This window comes from Streptomyces sp. NPDC050315 (genome assembly GCF_040655775.1).
GTDB lineage: Bacteria > Actinomycetota > Actinomycetes > Streptomycetales > Streptomycetaceae > Streptomyces.
In genome coordinates, this window is record NZ_JBFAKN010000002.1 from 334,407 (window position 1) to 353,358 (window position 18,952).

An 18,952-nucleotide genomic window follows, 5' to 3' on the forward strand; every position below is an offset into this window, starting at 1 on the left:
CGCAGGTGTGTGGTGGAGGTGGGGGAGGGGCCTTGCTGCATCGCCTCACCACCGTCACCGGCCGTGGGGAGAGGGAGGGGCCCTGCCCTCAGCGCAAGTGGCCCGCGGGGGCCCTGCCCTCAGCGCAAGTGACCCGCAGGAGACCTGCCCTAAGCGCAAGTGGCCCGCAGGAAAGGCCCCGCCCTACCCGCAAGCCCCCCACCCCCGCCTGGCACCCTAGAAGGTGTGAGTACTCCCCCGCAGCGCCCCCGTGAGCGCAATCCGATCGGCGGTCACGTCCCCGTGGCCGGCGGTCTCGCCAAGGTCGGCCTCCCGTATGCCCAGGAGATCGGCGGCGAGTCCGTGCAGGTCTTCGTCGCCAACCCGCGCGGCTGGGCCGCCCCGCCCGGCAATCCGATGCAGGACGAGGCGTTCCGCGCGGCCTGCGCGGAGCGTGACATCCCCGCGTACGTGCACGCGCCGTACCTGATCAACTTCGGGTCGCACAACCCGGTGACGGTCGAGAAGTCGGTGGAGTCGCTGCGGCACTCGCTGCGGCGCGGCCGGGAGATCGGGGCGCTCGGCGTGGTCGTGCACACCGGCTCGGCGACCGGCGGGCGGGAGCGCGCCACGGCGCTCGCGCAGGTACGTGAGTACATGCTGCCGCTGCTGGACGAGCTCACGCACGACGACGACCCGTGGCTGCTGCTGGAGTCGACGGCCGGGCAGGGCGCTTCGCTGTGCTCGCTGGCGGAGGATCTCGGGCCGTACCTGGACGCGCTGGACCGGCACCCCCGTGCGGGCCTCTGCCTGGACACCTGCCACGCGTTCGCGGCCGGGCACGACATGGCGGCCCCCGGCGGCATGAAGGCGCTCCTGGACGAGCTGGTGGACGTCGCGGGCGAGGGCCGCCTGAAGCTGATCCACGCCAATGACTCCAAGGACGTGGCCGGAGCGCACAAGGACCGCCACGAGAACATCGGTTCCGGCCACATCGGCGCCGAGCCGTTCCGCGAGCTGTTCCGGCACCCGGCGACCGCGGGCGTGCCGCTGGTGATCGAGACGCCGGGCGGCAAGGAGGGCCACGCGGCCGACGTGGCGCGCCTGAAGGAGCTGCGGGACGCCTGAGACACGGCCCTCGCGGGACGCCTGAGACACGCCCGGAGATCCCTTGAGGAATACCCCAGGGGGGTATACGTTTCCTGTTCTCGGCAGGAATCGTTCCTCTGGATGGGGGCTCCCATGCAGCACCAGCATGCACACGCCGAGCACGACCATATGGCGCACGCACCGGCCGGCTGGGCCATGGCGGCCAAGGCCACCCTGCACTGCCTCACCGGCTGCGCCATCGGTGAGGTCCTCGGCATGGTCATCGGCACGGCGCTGGGCTGGCACAACGCGCCGACGATGGCCCTCGCCATCACCCTGGCGTTCCTCTTCGGCTACTCGTTCACGCTCCGCGGCGTCCTGAAGGCCGGGCTGGGCTTCCGGGCCGCCGTGAAGGTCGCGCTGGCCGCCGACACCGTCTCGATCGCGGTCATGGAGCTCATCGACAACGGCGTGATCGCCCTGATGCCGGGCGCGATGGACGCCCACCTGTCGGAGTGGCTGTTCTGGGGAACGCTGGCGTTCTCGCTGGTCATGGCCTTCCTGGTGACCACGCCCGTCAACCGGTGGATGATCGGGCGCGGCAAGGGCCACGCCGTGGTGCACCAGTACCACTGAGGGGTACGGCTCAGAGCTCCGGGCCGTCGCCCGGCTCCTCCTGGTACGAGTAGCGCTGCTCCCGCCAGGGATCACCGAGGTTGTGGTAGCCGCGCTCTTCCCAGAAGCCGCGGCGGTCCGCCGTCATGTACTCGATGCCGCGCACCCACTTGGGGCCCTTCCAGGCATAGAGGTGCGGCACGATGAGCCGTACGGGGAAGCCGTGCTCCGCGGTGAGCAGTTCGCCGTCCCGGTGGCAGGCGAACAGGCAGCGCTCGTCCGCGAAGTCCGCCAGCGGCATGTTCGAGCTGAATCCGTACTCGGCCCAGACCATCACATGGGTGACGTCCGGGGCGGGCGGTGCCAGGTCGAGCACCGTACGCGTCAACACCCCGCCCCATTCGGCACCCAGCATGCTGAACTTCGTCACGCAATGCATGTCGGCGACGACGGTGGCATACGGCAGCGAGGTGAATTCCTCGTGCGTCCAGCAGTGCTTGTCACCGTCGGCCGTGGCGCCGAACACCCGGAATTCCCAGCGTTCTGGGCGGAACTTGGGAACGGGTCCGTAGTGCGTGACCGGCCATCCGCGCTGCAGACGCTGCCCCGGAGGCAGCTGAGGAGGCTCCTCTTCGCGGCTATCCGGCTGACCCATGCCTCCATGGTGTCAGACCGGAAGGGGTGCTGATGACCAGGGAGAGGCCGATTCGGGCAACTCCCACTAAGCGTGCACTTACTGGACGCTCGGCGCGCCCCGGTGCAAGGATGCCCGGCACCTGTTAGTCGACGTGTGGAAGGAGCCCCGCAGTCATGCAGGGAGACCCCGAGGTCATCGAGTTCCTCAACGAGCAGCTGACCGCCGAGCTGACCGCGATCAATCAGTACTTCCTGCACGCCAAGATGCAGGAGAACAACGGCTGGCCGAAGCTCGCCAAGTACACCCGGTCCGAGTCGTTCGACGAGATGAAGCACGCGGAGGTCCTCACCGACCGGATTCTCTTCCTGGAGGGCCTGCCCAACTACCAGCGGCTCTTCCACGTCCGCATCGGCCAGACCGTCACCGAGATGTTCCAGGCGGACCGGCAGATCGAGGCCGAGGCCATCGACCGGCTGCGGCGCGGCATCGAGGTCATGCGGAACAAGGGCGACATCACGTCGGCCAATATTTTCGAGAGCATCCTCGAGGACGAGGAGCATCACATCGACTATCTCGACACCCAGCTGGAGCTGGTGGAGAAGCTCGGGGAGCCGCTGTACATCGCGCAGCTCGTCGAACAGCCGAGCTGACGGCCCACGGAAGCGCTCAGGCGGCTTCGGGGTACTGGGCGGGCGGCTCGACGATCTCGGGCGCGGCCGGCTCGGCGACGGACGTCCCGGACACGGCCGGTTCCGCCGGATCGGCGGCCAGCGGTGTCGCGTCCCCCTGGTCGATCAGCGTGCGGCGGGGGCAGCTGCCCCGGCCGAGGAGGGCCTGTATGCGGCGTACGCAGCCGCCGCAGTCGGTGCCGGCCTTGCAGGCGGAGGCGATCTGGCGCGGTGTGCAGGCGCCCGTCCCCGCGTGCTCACGCACCTGCTCCTCGGTGATGCCGAAGCACGAGCAGACGTACACGCGGTTCACCCCCGTACCTTTCCCGTAGCCTTCGATGATCTTGAGTGAGGTTACCCTTACCTTACCCGTCTTAGTGGGCGCTTAACAACGCAGTGGGGCGCGGATCACGTGATCCGCGCCCCACTTTGCGTCTACGCGCCCGTCTACTGGTCCCGGTACATCTCCGCGACCAGGAATGCCAGGTCCAGCGACTGGCTGCGGTTCAGCCGGGGGTCGCAGGCCGTCTCGTACCGCTGGTGGAGGTCATCGACGAAGATCTCGTCGCCGCCGCCCACGCACTCCGTGACGTCGTCACCGGTCAGCTCGACGTGGATGCCGCCCGGGTGCGTGCCGAGCGCCTTGTGGACCTCGAAGAAGCCCTTGACCTCGTCCAGCACGTCGTCGAAGCGCCGCGTCTTGTGGCCGGAGGCCGCCTCGTAGGTGTTGCCGTGCATCGGGTCGGTGATCCACGCGACCTGCGCGCCCGAAGCGGTGACCTTCTCCACCAGCGTGGGCAGCTTGTCGCGGATCTTGTCCGCGCCCATCCGGGTGATGAAGGTCAGCCGGCCCGGCTCGCGGTCCGGGTCCAGCCGGTCGATGAGCGCGAGGGCGTCCTCGGGCGTCGTCGTCGGGCCGAGCTTTACGCCGATCGGGTTACGCACCTGGGCGGCGAACTCGATGTGCGCGTGATCCAGCTGCCGGGTGCGCTCGCCGATCCACAGCATGTGGCCGGAAACGTCGTACAGCTTGCCGGTGCGCGAGTCCGTACGGGTCAGCGCCGTCTCGTAGTCCAGCACCAGCGCCTCGTGCGAGGCGAAGAACTCGACGGTCTTGAACTCCTCCGGGTCCACCCCGCAGGCGTTCATGAAGTTCAGCGCCCGGTCGATCTCGCGGGCCAGCGCCTCGTAGCGCTGCCCCGAGGGCGAGGACTTCACGAAGTCCTGGTTCCAGGCGTGCACCTGGCGCAGGTCCGCGTAGCCGCCGGTGGTGAAGGCGCGCACGAGGTTCAGCGTCGCGGCGGAGGCGTGGTACATCCGCTTGAGGCGCTGGGGGTCCGGGATGCGGGCCGCCTCGGTGAACTCGAAGCCGTTGACGGAGTCGCCGCGGTACGTCGGCAGGGTCACGCCGTCGCGGGTCTCGGTCGGCTTGGAGCGCGGCTTGCTGTACTGGCCGGCGATCCGGCCGACCTTGACGACGGGCACGGACCCGGCGTAGGTGAGGACGGCGCCCATCTGGAGCAGCGTCTTGAGCTTGTTGCGGATGTGCTCGGCCGATACCGCGTCGAATGCCTCGGCGCAGTCGCCGCCCTGCAGCAGGAACGCCTCACCACGGGCGACGGCTCCCAGGCGCTCACGCAGCTGGTCGCACTCGCCCGCGAAGACGAGCGGCGGATAGGACTCGAGCTCCGCGATCACATCGCGCAGAGCCTCTTGGTCCGGCCAGTCAGGCTGCTGCGCCGCGGGCAGGTCTCGCCAGGTGTTGCCACCGGCGTGGATTTCAGCGTTCACGGTCACCTCGTCAACATTACGGGGTCTTCGTCGCCGTCCAGAACGCCGACCGCAGTATGAGACAGGAGCCACAGGGCCCGCCGCACCATCGGGTAGGGTGCACAGCATGTTCGCGCAGACAACCATGAACTGGTGGTGGACCGCTCATCCGGCGGCCCACTGATTCGCGCGCACACCACAGACTTCGCGAAGGCCGCCCGAGGGGCGGCCTTCCTGCGTATTACGGGCCGTTCCTCTCCCCAGACCCTGTGTGAGAAGGACGAGGACCATGCACCTGCCCGAGCTGCTCGCCGATGACCGGCCCTTTGCGCTGCTGCGCCGCCGTACCCCCGGCCACGACCAGGACACGGTCGAAGTACTGATCGGCCCGGTCGCCTCGTACGACCGGCTCGCCGACCTCCCCGAGGGCCTGGCCCTGGTGCCGTTCCGGCAGATCCGCGAGCGCGGCTTCGACGTGCGCGACGACGGCACGCCGCTGGTCGCGCTGGTCCCCGAGGAGCGGTACGAGCTGCCGCTCGCCGACGCGCTGGCGCAGCTCCCGGACCACTCGGTGGACGTGCGGGGCGGCGGCTTCGACGTGAGCGACGAGGAGTACGCCGGGATCGTCGGGCGGGTGCTGGACCAGGAGATCGGCCAGGGCGAGGGCGCGAACTTCGTGATCCGGCGGACGTACGAGGGCGAGATCCCGGACTTCGGGCGGGCCGACGCGCTGGCCCTGTTCCGTCGGCTGCTGGCCACGGAGCGCGGCGCGTACTGGACGTTCGTCGTGCACACCCCGGAGCGGACGCTGGTCGGCGCGAGCCCGGAGGTGCATGTCCGGATGAGCGGCGGCACGGCCGTGATGAATCCGATCAGCGGGACCTACCGCTACCCGGCCGGCGGCCCCACCCCCGAGGACCTGCTCGACTTCCTCGCCGACGGCAAGGAGATCGAGGAGCTCTCGATGGTCGTCGACGAGGAGCTCAAGATGATGTGCACCGTCGGCGACAAGGGCGGCGTGGTGATCGGGCCGCGCCTGAAGGAGATGGCGCACCTCGCGCACACCGAGTACGAGCTGCGCGGCCGGTCGTCGCTGGACGTGCGGGAGGTACTGAAGGAGACGATGTTCGCGGCGACCGTGACCGGGTCGCCCGTGCAGAACGCGTGCCGGGTCATCGAGCGGTACGAGCCGGGCGGGCGCGGGTACTACGCGGGCGCGCTCGCGCTCATCGGCCGGGACGCGGGCGGCGCGCAGACCCTGGACTCGCCGATCCTGATCCGCACCGCGGACATCGACGCGGGCGGGAAGCTGCGGGTGCCGGTCGGGGCGACGCTGGTACGCGGCTCGGACCCGGCGAGCGAGGTCGCCGAGACGCACGCCAAGGCCGCGGGCGTGCTCACCGCGCTGGGCGTACGGGAGGCACCGGCCCGCCGCGCGGACGCCGCGCCGCCGCGGCTGGCCGACGACCCGCGGGTGCGGGCCGCGCTGGACGCGCGCCGGGCCGGTCTCGCGCCGTTCTGGCTGCGGATGCAGACCACCGCGCCGACCGCCGCGCTGAGCGGCCACGCGCTGGTGATCGACGCCGAGGACACCTTCACCGCGATGCTGGCGCACCTGCTGCGCACCTCGGGGCTGACGGTGGAGGTACGGCGGTACGACGAGCCGGGGCTGCGGGAGGCGGCGCTCGCGCACGAGGGGCCGATCGTGCTGGGCCCGGGGCCGGGCAACCCGTCGGACGCGGCCGACCCGAAGATGCGGATGCTGCGCGCGCTCGCCGCCGAGCTGGTGCGGGAGCACCGGCACGGGCTGCTGGGCGTGTGCCTGGGGCACGAGCTGATCGCCGCGGTGCTCGGGCTGGAGATCGCCCGCAAGGACGTGCCGTTCCAGGGGGCGCAGGAGCGGATCGACTTCTTCGGGCGCGAGGAGACGGTCGGCTTCTACAACACCTTCACCGCGCGCTGCGACGAGGCGGCCGTCGCCGAACTGGCCATGCACCGCGTGGAGCTGAGCCGGGACCCGGCGACCGGGGACGTGCACGCGCTGCGCGGGCCGGGCTTCGCCGGGGTGCAGTTCCACCCCGAGTCGGTACTGACGCTGGACGGCGCGGCCCTCACCTCCCAGCTGCTGGCTGCCGTTCTGGTGTGAGCCGCCCCTCGGGGGTCACCAGGAGGTTCTCCCCGGCGCGGCCGGCCAGGTAGTCCTCGATGTTGCGGACCGTGGTGTCGATGACCTGGCCGACCGCGTCCTCGGTGAAGTACGCCTGGTCCGCGGTGAGCAGCGCGTTCGGGAAGGGCATCAGGCGGGCGAGGGTGTCGTCCGGGACTCCGTCCAGGGCGACACCGCGCAGCCGTCCGGCCGCGAGCGTGGCGACGAGCGCCGCGGTGTCCACCAGGCCGTCGCGGCCGGTGTTCACCAGGACCGCGTCGTCCTTCATCGCGGCGAGCGCCGCGGCGTCGATGAGGTGCCGGGTGCTCTCCACCAGCGGTACGTGCAGGGAGACCAGGTCGGACTCGGCGAGCAGCTCTTCCTTGCCGGTGTACGTCATGCCCAGCTCCGTGCAGGCGGGGTTCTCGACGGCGTCCCAGCCGAGCAGCCGCATCCCGAAGCCGTGCGCGATCCGGGCGAAGGCGGCGCCGGTCCGGCCGGTGCCCAGTACGCCCGCGGTGCGGCCGTGCAGGTCCCGGCCCATCAGTCCGTCGAGCCGGAGGTCGGCGTCGCGGGTGCGGCGGGCGCCCCGTACCAGCCGGCGGTCGACGGCCAGCGCCAGGCACCAGGCGAACTCGGCGGCGGAGTGCGGCGAGGAGCGGGCGACCCGGCCGATGGTCAGTCCGAGGTCGGCGGCCGCGCACAGATCGATGGTGCGGTGGCCCGTGGCGCGCTGGGCGATCATCTTCGTGCCGCCGGCCGCCAGTTCCTGGAGCACCTCGGCGCTCAGATCGGCGTCGACGCCGACCGTGATGATCTCGTAGCCGGCCGCGATGGGGGCGGTGTCGCGGTTGAGGAGGACGTCGAGGCAGCGGATCTGGTGGTGGCCGTCGAAGGCCCGCTCCAGCAGCGGCCGCTCATCGGCCTGCACGCCGAACGCCAGGATTTCCACGCTTCCTCCCACTGATCCCCGTATCGGGCGGCTTGCGGCGATGGGCCGAATATACGGCCCACCGCCCGGCGGCGCGCGTCGCGTCAGCCGAAGAAGACCCCGGCCTCGGAGTACAGCTTCGGGTCGACCGTCTTCAGCTTCGCGGTGGCCTCGGCGAGCGGCACCCGCACGATGTCCGTACCGCGCAGCGCGACCATCTTCCCGAAGTCGCCGTCGCGCACGGCATCGATGGCGTGCAGCCCGAAGCGGGTGGCCAGCCAGCGGTCGAAGGCGCTGGGCGTGCCGCCGCGCTGGGTGTGGCCCAGTACCGTCGTGCGCGCCTCCTTGCCCGTGCGCCGCTCGATCTCCTTGGCCAGCCACTCCCCCACGCCGGAGAGCCGGACGTGCCCGAAGGAGTCGGTGGAGTCGTCCTTCAGGACCATCTGGCCGTCCTTGGGCATGGCGCCCTCGGCGACGACCACGATCGGCGCGTACCGCACCTTGAAGCGGGACTCGACCCAGGCGCAGACCTGGTCGATGTCGAAGCGCTGCTCGGGGATGAGGATGGCGTTGGCGCCGCCCGCGAGGCCCGAGTGGAGCGCGATCCAGCCCGCGTGCCGTCCCATGACCTCCACGACCAGGACCCGCATGTGCGACTCGGCGGTGGTGTGCAGCCGGTCGATGGCCTCGGTGGCGACGCCCACGGCGGTGTCGAAGCCGAAGGTGTAGTCGGTGGCCGAGAGGTCGTTGTCGATGGTCTTGGGGACGCCGACGCAGGGCACGCCGTGCTCGGCCGACAGCCGCGCGGCGACGCCGAGGGTGTCCTCGCCGCCGATCGTGACCAGCGCGTCGACCTCGTGCTTGGCGAGGTTCTCCTTGATCCGGCGGACGCCCTCCTCCTGCTTGAAGGGGTTGGTGCGCGAGGACCCGAGGATCGTGCCGCCGCGGGGCAGGATGCCGCGCACCGCGGGGATGTCCAGGGGGACCGTGTCGCCCTCCAGCGGGCCGCGCCAGCCGTCCCGGAAGCCCACGAAGTCGTACTCGTACTCCTGGGTGCCCTTGCGTACCACCGCCCGGATGACGGCGTTCAGACCGGGGCAGTCGCCGCCACCGGTAAGCACTCCTACCCGCATCGCTTCTTCCCTTCGTCCCGTGATGGACCGACGCGGGTCACGCTAATGGTGATCCAGGTCACTCAGGAGAGGGACGAGGGGCTGATTCCGGTGATTTTCCGGGGCGTTGGGGCATTGCCGTTCACTCGTACGAGCGTTTCCCGAAACGGCGGCGGCGTCAGGGCGTATCGAGCCCGCGCTCTATCGCGTACCGGACCAGCTCGACCCGATTGTGCAGCTGGAGCTTGCCGAGGGTGTTCTGCACGTGGTTCTGCACCGTGCGGTGCGAGATGACCAGGCGCTCGGCGATCTGCTTGTACGAGAGGCCCTTGGCGACCAGCCGCAGCACCTCGGTCTCGCGGTCGGTGAGCCGCGGCGCGCCCGGCTCGTCCTCGGTGGCCGGGGCCGGGTCGCTCGCCAGCCTGCGGTACTCCCCCAGCACCAGCCCGGCCAGGCCCGGGGTGAACACCGGGTCGCCGACGGCGGTGGAGCGCACCGCCTCGATCAGCTCCGCCGTGCTGGCGGACTTGACCAGATAGCCCGTCGCGCCGGACTTCACGGCCTCCAGCACGTCCGCGTGCTCGCCGCTCGCGGAGAGCACCAGGACCCGCAGCCGGGGGTTGGCGCCGACCAGCTCGCGGCAGACCTCGACGCCGGGCAGACCCGGGAGGTTGAGGTCCAGGACCAGCACGTCGGGACCGGCGGCCTGGGCCCTGCGGACCGCCTGCGGCCCGTCGCCCGCGGTCGCGACCACGTCGAACCCGGCCTCGGCCAGGTCCCTGGCCACCGCGTCCCGCCACATCGGGTGGTCGTCGACCACCATGACCTTCACGCCCTGCGGCTCGCTCATGCGCCTGCCTTACCCCGTCGTCCGCCCTCGGGCGCGCCGCCCTTGGGAACCATCAGCTCCACCTCCGTGCCCTGGCCGTGGACCGAGATCCACTCGGCGCGGCCGCCGAGGTCCCGCAGCCGCCCCCGGATGGAGAGCGCGACCCCGAGCCGGCCCTCGCGCTCGGCGTCGGCGAGCCGGCCCTCGGGGATGCCCGGGCCGTCGTCCCGCACCGTCACCAGCACCGCCTCCGGCTCGTCCTCGACCAGGATCCACGCATGGGCGCCGGGCCCCGCGTGCACTCGTACATTGTCCAGTGCGGCACTGACAGCGGCGGCCAGCTCCGCCGCGCGGGACGCCGGGAGCAGCACCGGAGCGCCCGGCTCGGAGAAGGTCACCCCGGCGCCCGCGTGCGGCGCGAGCAGCGCCCGCACGTCGCACGGCTCGTCCGAGAACTCCTCCCCCTCGGGCACGCAGTTGTCCCCGTACGAGGACCCGGCCGCCTCGCCGTCCTCGTAGCCCGTGCCTTCCGTGCCCGCCGCGTCCGGCGCCGTCGTCCGCCGCTTCGCGGGCACCAGGCCGCTGGAGACCAGCGTGCGCAGCGCGACCTCCTGTTCGCCCGCCATCCGGCCCAGCTCCGCCGCCTCGCCGCCGAGCGCGGCGCCGCGCCGCTGCACCATCGCCAGCACCTGGAGCACGCTGTCGTGGATGTCGCGGGCCAGCCGCTCGCGCTCGCGGGTGGCCGCCTCGATCTGCAGGGCGCGCGCGAGGGTGCGCTCACTGGCCCTGGCCACCTCGACGACGTAACCGATCGCCACGCTCGCGACCCACACCAGCAGCACGTTGTGGACCGTGTCGCGGGCGAACTCCTGGCGCTCCACGAGGTTGGCGACCGCCACCACCGAGGAGGCGCCCGCCGCCCAACGCCAGCCGCCCTTGATCGCGAAGCCCAGCGCGGCGCCCGCCGTCCATATCGACGGCAGCGTGGGCGCGCCGCCCACGATCCGCGCATGGGTGTCGACGAGCGGGGTGAGCAGGATGCCGGTGACCGCGAACGCGAGGTCACCGAAGAGGAAGCGGCGGCTGCACCGCTCGGCGGAGGTGGTGCAGCGCCAGGTCAGCACCATCCATACCGTGAGCGCCGCCATGTACGCGGCGCCGCCCAACGGGTGCGCGTACTCGGTGTAGTTGAGGGAGAAGATCACCACGGCGTAGACCAGGGTGAGCACGCGGTACCCCGTCAGCGCCCGCCACAGCGGGAGTTCGACGGACATCCGCAGCACCCGCGGCTGACGGGTACGCGCCTTGGCCCCCTCGGCCGCCTCCACCGCCGTCGTGCTCGCCGGCCCCGCCGCCACGGCCGGTATCCGGTCCTCCGCTGTCATCTCTGGCCCACCCCCTCGCCGGCCGGCTAAGCGCCGGACCCGGACTTCTTCGCCGCCTTCTCCGCCTCGGCCTGCTTCTTCGCGGCGTCGGCGAGCTGCCGCTTGGCCGCGGTCGCGTAGATGTCGACGTACTCCTGGCCCGACAGCTTCATGATCTCGTACATGACCTCGTCGGTGACCGACCGCAGGATGAAGCGGTCGCCCTCCATGCCGTGGTACCGGCTGAAGTCCAGCGGCTTGCCGATGCGGATGCCGGGCCGGATCATCTTCGGCACGATCTTGCCGGGCGGCTGCACCTTCTCCGTGTCGATCATCGCCACAGGGATCACCGGCGCGCCGGTGGCCAGCGTCACCCGGGCCAGGCCGCCGGGCTTGCCACGGTAGAGCCGGCCGTCGGGCGAGCGGGTGCCCTCGGGGTAGATCCCGAACAGCTCGCCGCGCTCCAGCACCTCGATGCCGCTCTTGATCGCCGCCTCGCCCGCGCCGCGCCCGCCGGAGCGGTCCACCGGCAGCTGGCCCACGCCCTTGAAGAACGCGGCGGTCAGCTTGCCCTTGACGCCGGGCGAGGTGAAGTACTCGGCCTTGGCGATGAAGGTGACCTTCCGGTCGAGCACCGCGGGCAGGAAGAAGGAGTCCGAGAAGGACAGGTGGTTGCTGGCCAGGATCGCGGGCCCCTCGGCGGGGATGTTCTCCAGGCCCTCTACCCAGGGGCGGAACGCCAGCTTCAGCGAGTTGCCGATGGAAAACTTCATTGCGCCGTAGATCAACGCCACTCCTTCTTGGTCCGTCGCAAAGACCTTAACCCGCGCGGCGGCCCGCCTCCTCACCGTGCGTGGCGCCGGGGCCGCACCCCGCACGGCACACCCTTCCCTGCGGACCTATCCGGGCGGCTGGGCTTTGCGTACCCTGCAGTTACCAGCTTTCGCCGCAGGTTGGCGCGCTTCCTCCTCTCGATCACGCACGCTTCCCCTTTACCGATTTACCGAACGGAGTCCTCCGGTGCCGCTTCTCCCCGGGGCCGAGCCGTTCCGCCATGAAGGCGGTCGGGTCGGCGTCCTCGTCTGTCACGGCTTCACCGGCTCCCCGCAGTCCGTCCGCCCCTGGGCCGAGTACCTCGCGGCCCGCGGCCTCACCGTCTCGCTGCCTCTGTTGCCCGGACACGGCACCCGCTGGCAGGACCTGCAGGTCACCACCTGGCAGGACTGGTACGCGGAGGTGGACCGCGAGCTGCGCGCGCTGACCGCCCGCTGCGACCAGGTCTTCGTCTGCGGCCTGTCCATGGGCGGCGCGCTGTCGCTGCGGCTGGCCGCCCGGCACGGCGACGCGATCAGCGGCCTGGCCCTGGTGAACCCGGCGAACAAGGTGCACGACGCGGCGGCCCCGCTGCTGCCGGTGCTGCGCCATCTCGTCCGTACGACCAAGGGCCTGACCAGCGACATCTGCCAGGCGAACGCGATGGAGACCGGCTACGACCGGGTGCCGCTGCACGCCGCGCACTCCGTACGGCAGTTCTTCCGCCTGGTGGACGCCGAGCTGCCGCAGGTCACCCAGCCGCTGCTGGTGATGACCAGCCCGCAGGACCATGTGGTGCCGCCGGCCGACTCCGAGCGCATCATGAGCCGGGTCTCGTCCAAGGACCTGCGGCAGAAGCTGCTGGAGCGCAGCTATCACGTCGCCACCCTGGACCACGACGCCGAGCAGATCTTCGAGGACACCTACGACTTCATCGCCCGCCTCGCACCGGCCGTGAAGGGGGAGGGGACGACCACCAGTGGGGGAGCGTGACCCGCGCGATCCTCTGGACGAGGACGCCGCCTGGGCAGAGATCGTGGCCTCCTACGGGGAGGAGCCGGCCTTTCCCGCGCCGGAGGACCGGCCGTCCGCGCCCGTCTCGGTGCGGCCGGAGGCCGGGGATCCGGAGCGCCCGGTGACGGATCTGGACCTGGAGAAGGGCCTGGAGAACTGGGAGAAAGGGCTGGGCCTGGAGAAGAGCCCGGAGCCGCAGCCCGAACCGGAGTCGCAGCCGGGTTCCGGGGAGGCGGCGGGCGACGCGCCGCCCGCCGACCGGCCGGGGAGCGGTCCCGCCGACCGGCCCGGCGACGCGTCGGGTGACCGGCCCGGCAGCTTCATCGTGTACGCGCCGGGTGTCGGGCCGGGCGCCGGGCCGCGCGACTGGTCGACCGACGAGTCCGCCGACGACGGTGACAAGGACAACGGTGCCGACGAGGACGACGAGGGACACTTCACGCCGCCCGAGCCGCCGCCGCTGCCGCAGGCCGATGTGACGACGAAGTTCGCGTGGATCGCGGTGCTGGGCGGGCCGTTGCTGCTTGTCGTGGTGATGATTCTGCAGGTGCCGGTTACGTGGTGGATCACCACGTTGGGGATCGGTGGGTTCTTGGGGGGCTTTGCGACGCTGTTTGCTCGGATGAAGACCGATGATGATGACGACGATCCCCGGCCCGGAGGCGGTGCGGTTGTCTGACGGCTGACGCGCCGTCGTGGCTGGGCGCGCAGTTCCCCGCGCCCCTGGAGCGCCCCTTACGGGGCGATCTGTGTCGGCACCCGTAGTGCCGCCAGGACCGGCAGGTGGTCGGAGGCCGCCAGCAGGTCGGCTTCCGTTACGCCCGGGAGGTCGATCGGTACGCCGCATGCCAGGACCTCCACGCCCGAGGTCGTGAAGACGCCGTCGATGCGCTGGTGCGGGTCGTGCGGTGTGGAGGTGTACTCGCCGCCCCACGGCGCGGCCTGCCAGGCGTCCGTCAGGGACCCGGCCAGGCGCCGGAAGCTGCGGCCCTTGGGCCGGTCGTTGATGTCGCCGCCGGCCACCGCGTGCGGCGCGTCCAGCAGGGCGAGCCGCTCCAGGAGCAGTCCCGCCTGCTCGTACCGCTCCGCCGCGCTCAGGCTCAGATGCGCGCTGAGCACGCCGAGCCGCGCTCCCCCGATGCGCAGCACCGCGGTCGCGAAGCCGCGCCGGTGCAGGCCGGGGGTCTTCGGCAGCAGGACGTCCTCGGCGCGCTCCACGTGGGCGCGGAGCGAGGTGAGGATCATCGGGCCGCAGGCGGTCGCGCCGCCCGTGGCGTACACCAGCTCCGACCCCCGGGCCAGGGCCGCCGCGGCCTTCCGCCAGCGGAAGAAACGCGGCGCCTCCTGGATGAGCGCGACGTCGGGGGCGCAGGCCCGGATGACCCTGGCGAGCGCCGCCCGGTCGTCACGCATCGAGCGGATGTTGTAGCTGAGCACCCGGATGACGGCGGAGCCGTCGGACTCGGTCGCGGACTGCGGGAACCCGGCCGCGGTCTCCGGGCGCTCGGCCACCACCGCGTCAGCCCTGGCGCGCCAGGTCGGCAGCGCCCACCAGACCCGCCTTGCCGCCGAGCTGGGCGGCGAGGACCTGGGCGTGCGGGCGCCACTGGTTGCCGACCAGCCAGCGGCGGAAGGACTTGCGGATCGGGTCCAGGACCAGTTCGCCCTCGTCCGAGACTCCGCCGCCGACGATGAAGGCGGAGGGGTCGAAGAGCGAGGCGAGGTCGGCCAGGCCCGCGCCGGCCCAGCGGGCCAGCTCGCGGAAGGAGTCGATGGCGACCGCGTCGCCCTGGCGCGCGGCCTCGCTGATGTGCCGGCCCTCGATGCCCTCGGAGGTGCCGTCGCCCAGGCTCAGCAGGACCTTGGCGTTCTCCGGGGTCGCGAAGGCGCGCTGCTTGGCGTACCGCAGGAGCGCGCGCCCGGAGGCGTACTGCTCCCAGCAGCCCTGGCTGCCGCAGCCGCAGAGCAGGCCGTCGGGCACGACCCGGATGTGGCCGAACTCGGCCGCGACGCCGAAGCGGCCGCGGCGCAGCTTGTTGCCGATGATGATGCCGCCGCCGAGGCCCGTGCCGAGCGTGATGCAGATGACGTCGCTGTGGCCCTGGCCGGCGCCGAACTTGTACTCGCCCCAGGCCGCGGCGTTCGCGTCGTTCTCCACTACGACGGGGAGGCCGACGCGCTGCTCGACATTGTCCTTGAGCGGCTCGTGACGCCAGTTGATGTTCGGGGCGAAGAGCACCGTGGCGCGCTTCTCGTCGACGTATCCCGCGGCGCCGATGCCGACGGCCTCGACCTGGTGGTCGGCACCGACGGTGCGGACCGCGTCGGCGATGGCCTCGGTCAGCTCCGCGGCGGTCGGCGGGGTCGGCACCTTGCACGTCTCGAGGATCGTGCCCTCTTCGTCGACCACGCCGGCCGCGATCTTCGTGCCGCCGATGTCGACGCCGATGGTGAGTCCCATGTGTCCCTCAGTTTTCCGGTCGAACCCCGCCAACGGACAACCGTACCGGAGCCGGGGCCCCACCGGAGGCCAATGGATCACCAGCCGGACACCCGACTTGCTCCGGACCGCCGGTCGAGGCCGCTCCGCTCGGTCGAGGTCGCTCCGTTCAGTCGAGGTCGATGCGCTCGCTGCCGCCCGCGCCCGCCGGGCCGTCGTCGTCGCGCGGTCCGCCGCCGGGGCGCTCCGCGTCCTCCGCCCGCGGGCCGCGCGCCGTGGCGTCCCGGCCGTCGGCGGCGCCCCGGGTCCAGCGCCGCTCCCCCGCCTCGACGGCGGAGCGGTACGCGGCGAGCAGCTCGGAGCCGGCCGCCGCGAGGTGGTCGAAGACGTCGGGGTTGCGCTCGATGACCGGCTCGACGGCGGCCTTGGCCTGCCGGAGGAGGTGGTCGACCGCGCCCTTCGCGGCCAGGCCGCCCGCGCCGGGCAGCTGGATGCCGGCGAGCTTGTCGGTGACGGCCTCGGCGAGCTTGCGCAGCTCCTCGGCGGCGCTGCCCGGCTGCTGGCCGTACTCGGCGCGGCGGCGGGCCCGCTCCGCCGCCAGATCCTCGGCGCATGCCTGTTCCCAGGCCTTGTCGTCCGTCCCGTGCGGGTTGTCGGCGGGGCGCTCGGTGTCATCGGTCATGACGGGCTCCTGGCGGCGGTACGACGGAGTGCGGGTGCTTCCGACGGTACCGGAATGGCGGTACTCAGTGGCCTCGCGCCCGGGACCTGCACCGTTCGTTCATCGGCCGTCCGGCCCGCCGCGCTCCCGGGGCCACAGGTCGGGGTCGGGGCTGAAGCGGACGTGCAGCGCGCCGTCCCGCAGCCCGGCGCCGGAGACGGTGCAGCGGCGCAGCGCGGAGGGGAGCGTACGGATGCGCCGGAACGGGCCGACCGTGATGATCAGTTCGTCGCCGCGGCGGACCAGGCCGAGGCCGTCACGGACCGCGCCGGGCAGCGGCAGCCGCCAGACCAGCAGCCCGTCCTCGGCGAGGCGGTCCTCCACGGTCCCGGTGAGGTCGGCGGCGCCACTCGCGCCCGCCTCGCCGGTCTCCCCGGCCGGCCCGTCGAGCAGCTCGGCCAGCTCATCGAGGCCCTGCGGGTCGCGGCCCAGGTGCCGTACCTCGTGCACCGGCACCCCGGCGAACTCCTCCCGCAGCTCCTTCAGGGCGGCCTGCTGCTGGCCGGAGAGCCCGGCCAGGAACGGGTCGGCGGAGCCGGTGGGCAGCACCCGGTTGGCGAGCACGGCGTCCAGCCGGTGCCCGAAGAGGGCGAGGCCCGCGCGGGCGGTGCGCAGGTCGGCGGCGCCGGCCGGGCCCGGCTCGACGACCAGCCGCACGCTGGTGCCCGGGTCCTCGATGACCGCCTGCACGGCGGCGAGTTCGTGCTCCCAGCGCGCGGCGGTCTCGTACACCTTCTGCGCGGGCATCGGCACCCCGGCGAGCTGGGCGAGTACCGGGCGCAGCGCGCGGGCCGCCTGGCGTTCGGCGGGCAGCAGCCGGCGCAGGCCCCGGCGGGCCTGCTCGGGCAGGGCGAGCAGGCGGACGGCCCGGTCGGCGGGCGGCAGATCGACGACGACCAGGTCCCAGGCGCCGGCCTCGTGCGCGGCGCGCAGCGCGTGCAGCAGCGCGAAGATCTCCGCGCCGGGGAGTTCAGTGAGCTCGTCCTCGTCCAGCGGCGTGGCGCCCAGCAGGTCGAGCGCGGCCTCCGCACGCTCCTGGAAGGCCAGGAACTCGCGGCGGAAGTGGTCGGCGGTGTCGACGCGGGCCGCCCACAGGCCGGGGGCGGCCTCGGTGGGCTCGCCGGTCAGCGGCGTGCCGAGGGCCGCCTCGGGGACGCCGCTCTCCAGGGTGAGGAAGAGGACGCGCTGCTGCCGCCGGGCCGCCGCGAGGGCGGTGGCGGCAGCGACAGTGGTGCGGCCCGCGCCGCCGGGACCGGTGACGAGGACCGTACGCACGCTCAGCTGCTCGCGGCCTCGTCGGAGGAGCCCGGGGCGCCGCTCTCGACGCGCTTCTTCAGGCCGGCCAGCGCGCGGTCGATGATGACCTTCTCGGCCTTGCGCTTGATCATGCCGAGCATCGGGATCTTGACGTCGACGGTGAGCTGGTAGGTGACCTCGGTGTGCTTGCCGCCCGCGGCGGGCGCGAGCCGGTACGAGCCGTCCAGCGCGCGCAGCATCTGGGACTTGACGAGCGACCAGCTGACCTCGTGCTCGCCGGTCCAGGTGTAGGCGAGGGTGTGGTCGTCCTTGATGGCGCCGGCGTCCAGCACGAGCCGGACCTGCTTGGCGCGGCCCTGGTCGTCCTTCTCCAGTACCTCGGCCTCCTTGACCTCACCGGTCCATTCCGGATAGCGGTCGAAGTCGGCGATCACTCCCATCACATCGGCGGGTGCCGCCTCGATCGTGATGCTAGAGCTGGTGTGTTCGGCCATCGCCGTGACTCCTCCATGCCGATCCATGCCGATTCGTGCCGGTGCGCCGACTCGTGGGCCCGTGTCCGGACGGTGCGGACGACCGTGTCCGACCCTGCTGCTGAAGGCTACCGCGCGGCGGGGGCGGCCCCGACCCGCGGTCGGCGGGCGCGGCCCGGTACGGCACGGGTGTCCACGGGTCCCGCGGGTCACCACTCCAGCGCGAACGGCGTCCCGGTCGCATTGAAATGCCCGACATTGATGCACTCCGTCCGGCCGATCCGCATCCGCCGGGACAGCGGCTGGTGAACGTGGCCGAAGAGCGAGTAGCGCGGGCGGGTGCGCCGGATGGCATCGAGGAGGGCGCGGCTGCCGCGCTCGAAGCGGCGGGCGACGGTGTCGTAGCAGAGGTCGGGGACGTCGGGCGGGATGTGGGTGCACAGCACGTCCACCTCGCCGACCGCCTCGATCTTCGCGGCGTACTCCTCGTCGCTGATCTCGAAGGGCGTGTTCATCGCGGTCCGCAGGCCACCGCCGACGAAACCGAAGACCCGGCCGCCGATTTCCACCCGCTGGCCGTCCAGGACGGTGGTGCCGGGACCGGCGAACTCCGGCCAAAGACGGGGCAGATCGACATTGCCGTAGGTGGCGTACGTAGGAGTGGGGAACGCGGCGAACATTTCGGCGTACTGCTTGCGTACCGCGCCCTCGATGGCGGCGTCCCGGTCCCGCCCCGCCCACAGCCGGCGGCCCAGCTCGCGCGCCTCCTCGAAGCGGCGGGCGGTGCGCAGTTCGACCAGGCGGTCGGCGTTCTCGGTGCCGAAGAGGTCGGGGAAGATGCCGCGCGAGTGGTCGGCGTAGTCCAGGAAGAGGACCAGGTCGCCGAGGCAGATCAGGGCGTCGGCCCCGTCGCCGGCGGTGGCGAGGTCCCGGCTGTTGCCATGTACGTCACTGACCACATGTACGCGCATACGGCTCAGATTAAGCCCCGTGGCCGGGCCCCGGGAGACCGCGCCTACCTGCGGTTACTTTCGAGTCACCGAGAAACTCGACTACGCTTCGCGGGAGCCGTCCGGATGTGTGTGACGCATAAA

21 protein-coding genes are annotated in these 18,952 nt (G+C 72.1%); 7 read left to right on the forward strand and 14 right to left on the reverse strand.

The annotated features are described in order from the left end of the window. Positions 1 to 225: 225 nt before the first annotated feature. Together AB0I82_RS08495 and AB0I82_RS08500 are read left to right on the forward strand one after the other, a co-directional pair. Positions 226 to 1,107, forward strand: coding sequence for a deoxyribonuclease IV (locus tag AB0I82_RS08495; RefSeq protein ID WP_363256374.1), 882 nt, complete (start codon positions 226 to 228; stop codon positions 1,105 to 1,107). 114 nt (positions 1,108 to 1,221) lie between these two features. Further along, positions 1,222 to 1,704 (forward strand): DUF4396 domain-containing protein, encoded by a 483-nt coding sequence (locus AB0I82_RS08500; RefSeq protein ID WP_363256375.1) that lies wholly within the window; start codon positions 1,222 to 1,224, stop codon positions 1,702 to 1,704. A gap of 10 nt (positions 1,705 to 1,714) precedes the next feature. Here the strand turns inward: AB0I82_RS08500 and AB0I82_RS08505 are convergent, their stop codons facing one another. Further along, positions 1,715 to 2,338, reverse strand: coding sequence for a sulfite oxidase-like oxidoreductase (locus tag AB0I82_RS08505; RefSeq protein WP_223733721.1), 624 nt, complete (start codon positions 2,336 to 2,338; stop codon positions 1,715 to 1,717). A 155-nt stretch (positions 2,339 to 2,493) separates the two neighbouring features. Between AB0I82_RS08505 and bfr the strand changes: the two genes are divergently transcribed. Continuing rightward, a complete protein-coding gene (bfr, locus tag AB0I82_RS08510) occupies positions 2,494 to 2,970 on the forward strand; it encodes a bacterioferritin (RefSeq protein WP_223733720.1) in 477 nt (158 codons plus the stop codon). Positions 2,971 to 2,986: 16 nt separating this feature from the next. On the opposite strand, the gene AB0I82_RS08515 is transcribed toward bfr, so the two are convergent. Together AB0I82_RS08515 and AB0I82_RS08520 are read right to left on the reverse strand one after the other, a co-directional pair. Continuing rightward, the gene (locus tag AB0I82_RS08515) at positions 2,987 to 3,292 is read right to left on the reverse strand and encodes a (2Fe-2S)-binding protein (protein WP_363256908.1); all 306 of its coding nucleotides are present in this window, start codon (positions 3,290 to 3,292) and stop codon (positions 2,987 to 2,989) included. A 143-nt stretch (positions 3,293 to 3,435) separates the two neighbouring features. After that, positions 3,436 to 4,785, reverse strand: coding sequence for a class II 3-deoxy-7-phosphoheptulonate synthase (locus tag AB0I82_RS08520; RefSeq protein WP_363256376.1), 1,350 nt, complete (start codon positions 4,783 to 4,785; stop codon positions 3,436 to 3,438). 100 nt (positions 4,786 to 4,885) lie between these two features. Here AB0I82_RS08520 and AB0I82_RS08525 point away from each other — a divergent pair, with 100 nt between their 5' ends. Continuing rightward, positions 4,886 to 4,942 (forward strand): trp operon leader peptide, encoded by a 57-nt coding sequence (locus AB0I82_RS08525; protein WP_223733736.1) that lies wholly within the window; start codon positions 4,886 to 4,888, stop codon positions 4,940 to 4,942. Positions 4,943 to 5,047: 105 nt separating this feature from the next. Beyond that, positions 5,048 to 6,904, forward strand: coding sequence for an anthranilate synthase family protein (locus AB0I82_RS08530; protein WP_363256377.1), 1,857 nt, complete (start codon positions 5,048 to 5,050; stop codon positions 6,902 to 6,904). On the opposite strand, the gene AB0I82_RS08535 is transcribed toward AB0I82_RS08530, so the two are convergent. The 5 genes from AB0I82_RS08535 to AB0I82_RS08555 form a co-directional block, all read right to left on the reverse strand. Beyond that, positions 6,870 to 7,856: an NAD(P)-dependent oxidoreductase gene (locus AB0I82_RS08535; RefSeq protein ID WP_363256378.1), complete on the reverse strand. Its 987-nt coding sequence runs from the start codon at positions 7,854 to 7,856 to the stop codon at positions 6,870 to 6,872. The two genes, AB0I82_RS08530 and AB0I82_RS08535, sit on opposite strands and share 35 nt — an antisense overlap. Before the next feature lie 83 nt (positions 7,857 to 7,939). Then, on the reverse strand, positions 7,940 to 8,968 hold the full coding sequence (locus tag AB0I82_RS08540; RefSeq protein ID WP_363256379.1) for a 6-phosphofructokinase: 1,029 nt from the start codon (positions 8,966 to 8,968) through the stop codon (positions 7,940 to 7,942). Positions 8,969 to 9,125: 157 nt separating this feature from the next. Continuing rightward, a complete protein-coding gene (locus AB0I82_RS08545) occupies positions 9,126 to 9,797 on the reverse strand; it encodes a response regulator transcription factor (protein ID WP_223733714.1) in 672 nt (223 codons plus the stop codon). Then, positions 9,794 to 11,050 carry a DUF5931 domain-containing protein gene (locus AB0I82_RS08550; RefSeq protein WP_363256909.1) on the reverse strand — a complete coding sequence of 419 codons (1,257 nt, stop codon included), beginning with the start codon at positions 11,048 to 11,050 and terminating at the stop codon, positions 9,794 to 9,796. The genes AB0I82_RS08545 and AB0I82_RS08550 overlap by 4 nt, the downstream gene beginning before the upstream one ends. A 137-nt stretch (positions 11,051 to 11,187) precedes the next feature. Then, positions 11,188 to 11,913 (reverse strand): lysophospholipid acyltransferase family protein, encoded by a 726-nt coding sequence (locus AB0I82_RS08555; protein WP_363256910.1) that lies wholly within the window; start codon positions 11,911 to 11,913, stop codon positions 11,188 to 11,190. A 247-nt stretch (positions 11,914 to 12,160) separates the two neighbouring features. Here AB0I82_RS08555 and AB0I82_RS08560 point away from each other — a divergent pair, with 247 nt between their 5' ends. Both AB0I82_RS08560 and AB0I82_RS08565 read left to right on the forward strand, forming a co-directional pair. After that, entirely contained in the window at positions 12,161 to 12,946 is a 786-nt protein-coding gene (locus AB0I82_RS08560; protein ID WP_363256380.1) for an alpha/beta fold hydrolase, read from the forward strand. After that, positions 12,933 to 13,646 carry a hypothetical protein gene (locus AB0I82_RS08565; protein ID WP_363256381.1) on the forward strand — a complete coding sequence of 238 codons (714 nt, stop codon included), beginning with the start codon at positions 12,933 to 12,935 and terminating at the stop codon, positions 13,644 to 13,646. Before AB0I82_RS08560 ends, AB0I82_RS08565 begins: the two co-directional genes overlap by 14 nt. Positions 13,647 to 13,702: 56 nt before the next feature. Here the strand turns inward: AB0I82_RS08565 and AB0I82_RS08570 are convergent, their stop codons facing one another. The 6 genes from AB0I82_RS08570 to AB0I82_RS08595 form a co-directional block, all read right to left on the reverse strand. Then, on the reverse strand, positions 13,703 to 14,482 hold the full coding sequence (locus AB0I82_RS08570; protein WP_363256383.1) for an endonuclease/exonuclease/phosphatase family protein: 780 nt from the start codon (positions 14,480 to 14,482) through the stop codon (positions 13,703 to 13,705). Positions 14,483 to 14,486: 4 nt separating this feature from the next. Continuing rightward, positions 14,487 to 15,428 carry an ROK family glucokinase gene (locus tag AB0I82_RS08575; protein WP_030256655.1) on the reverse strand — a complete coding sequence of 314 codons (942 nt, stop codon included), beginning with the start codon at positions 15,426 to 15,428 and terminating at the stop codon, positions 14,487 to 14,489. A gap of 148 nt (positions 15,429 to 15,576) precedes the next feature. Then, complete coding sequence (locus AB0I82_RS08580) at positions 15,577 to 16,089, reverse strand: DUF5304 domain-containing protein (protein WP_363256384.1); 513 nt, start codon at positions 16,087 to 16,089, stop codon at positions 15,577 to 15,579. Between the two features lie 99 nt (positions 16,090 to 16,188). Further along, complete coding sequence (locus AB0I82_RS08585; protein WP_363256385.1) at positions 16,189 to 17,403, reverse strand: ArsA-related P-loop ATPase; 1,215 nt, start codon at positions 17,401 to 17,403, stop codon at positions 16,189 to 16,191. A gap of 2 nt (positions 17,404 to 17,405) precedes the next feature. Then, positions 17,406 to 17,879, reverse strand: a complete 474-nt coding sequence (locus AB0I82_RS08590) for an SRPBCC family protein (RefSeq protein WP_363256387.1) — start codon at positions 17,877 to 17,879, stop codon at positions 17,406 to 17,408. Between the two features lie 188 nt (positions 17,880 to 18,067). Beyond that, the gene (locus AB0I82_RS08595; RefSeq protein ID WP_363256388.1) at positions 18,068 to 18,829 is read right to left on the reverse strand and encodes a metallophosphoesterase; all 762 of its coding nucleotides are present in this window, start codon (positions 18,827 to 18,829) and stop codon (positions 18,068 to 18,070) included. Positions 18,830 to 18,952 lie beyond the last annotated feature (123 nt).

Excerpts from the sequence above, each read along its gene's own strand:
- AB0I82_RS08505 (WP_223733721.1), bottom strand. The coding sequence starts at position 2,338 with ATGGGTCAGCCGGATAGCCGCGAAGAGGAGCCTCCTCAGCTGCCTCCG.
- AB0I82_RS08555 (WP_363256910.1), bottom strand. The coding sequence starts at position 11,913 with ATGAAGTTTTCCATCGGCAACTCGCTGAAGCTGGCGTTCCGCCCCTGG.
- AB0I82_RS08540 (WP_363256379.1), bottom strand. The coding sequence starts at position 8,968 with ATGCGGGTAGGAGTGCTTACCGGTGGCGGCGACTGCCCCGGTCTGAAC.
- AB0I82_RS08500 (WP_363256375.1), top strand. The coding sequence starts at position 1,222 with ATGCAGCACCAGCATGCACACGCCGAGCACGACCATATGGCGCACGCA.
- bfr (WP_223733720.1), top strand. The coding sequence starts at position 2,494 with ATGCAGGGAGACCCCGAGGTCATCGAGTTCCTCAACGAGCAGCTGACC.
- AB0I82_RS08580 (WP_363256384.1), bottom strand. The coding sequence starts at position 16,089 with ATGACCGATGACACCGAGCGCCCCGCCGACAACCCGCACGGGACGGAC.
- AB0I82_RS08530 (WP_363256377.1), top strand. The coding sequence starts at position 5,048 with ATGCACCTGCCCGAGCTGCTCGCCGATGACCGGCCCTTTGCGCTGCTG.
- AB0I82_RS08590 (WP_363256387.1), bottom strand. The coding sequence starts at position 17,879 with ATGGCCGAACACACCAGCTCTAGCATCACGATCGAGGCGGCACCCGCC.
- AB0I82_RS08545 (WP_223733714.1), bottom strand. The coding sequence starts at position 9,797 with ATGAGCGAGCCGCAGGGCGTGAAGGTCATGGTGGTCGACGACCACCCG.
- AB0I82_RS08575 (WP_030256655.1), bottom strand. The coding sequence starts at position 15,428 with ATGGGACTCACCATCGGCGTCGACATCGGCGGCACGAAGATCGCGGCC.
- AB0I82_RS08550 (WP_363256909.1), bottom strand. The coding sequence starts at position 11,050 with ATGTCCGTCGAACTCCCGCTGTGGCGGGCGCTGACGGGGTACCGCGTG.
- AB0I82_RS08595 (WP_363256388.1), bottom strand. The coding sequence starts at position 18,829 with ATGCGCGTACATGTGGTCAGTGACGTACATGGCAACAGCCGGGACCTC.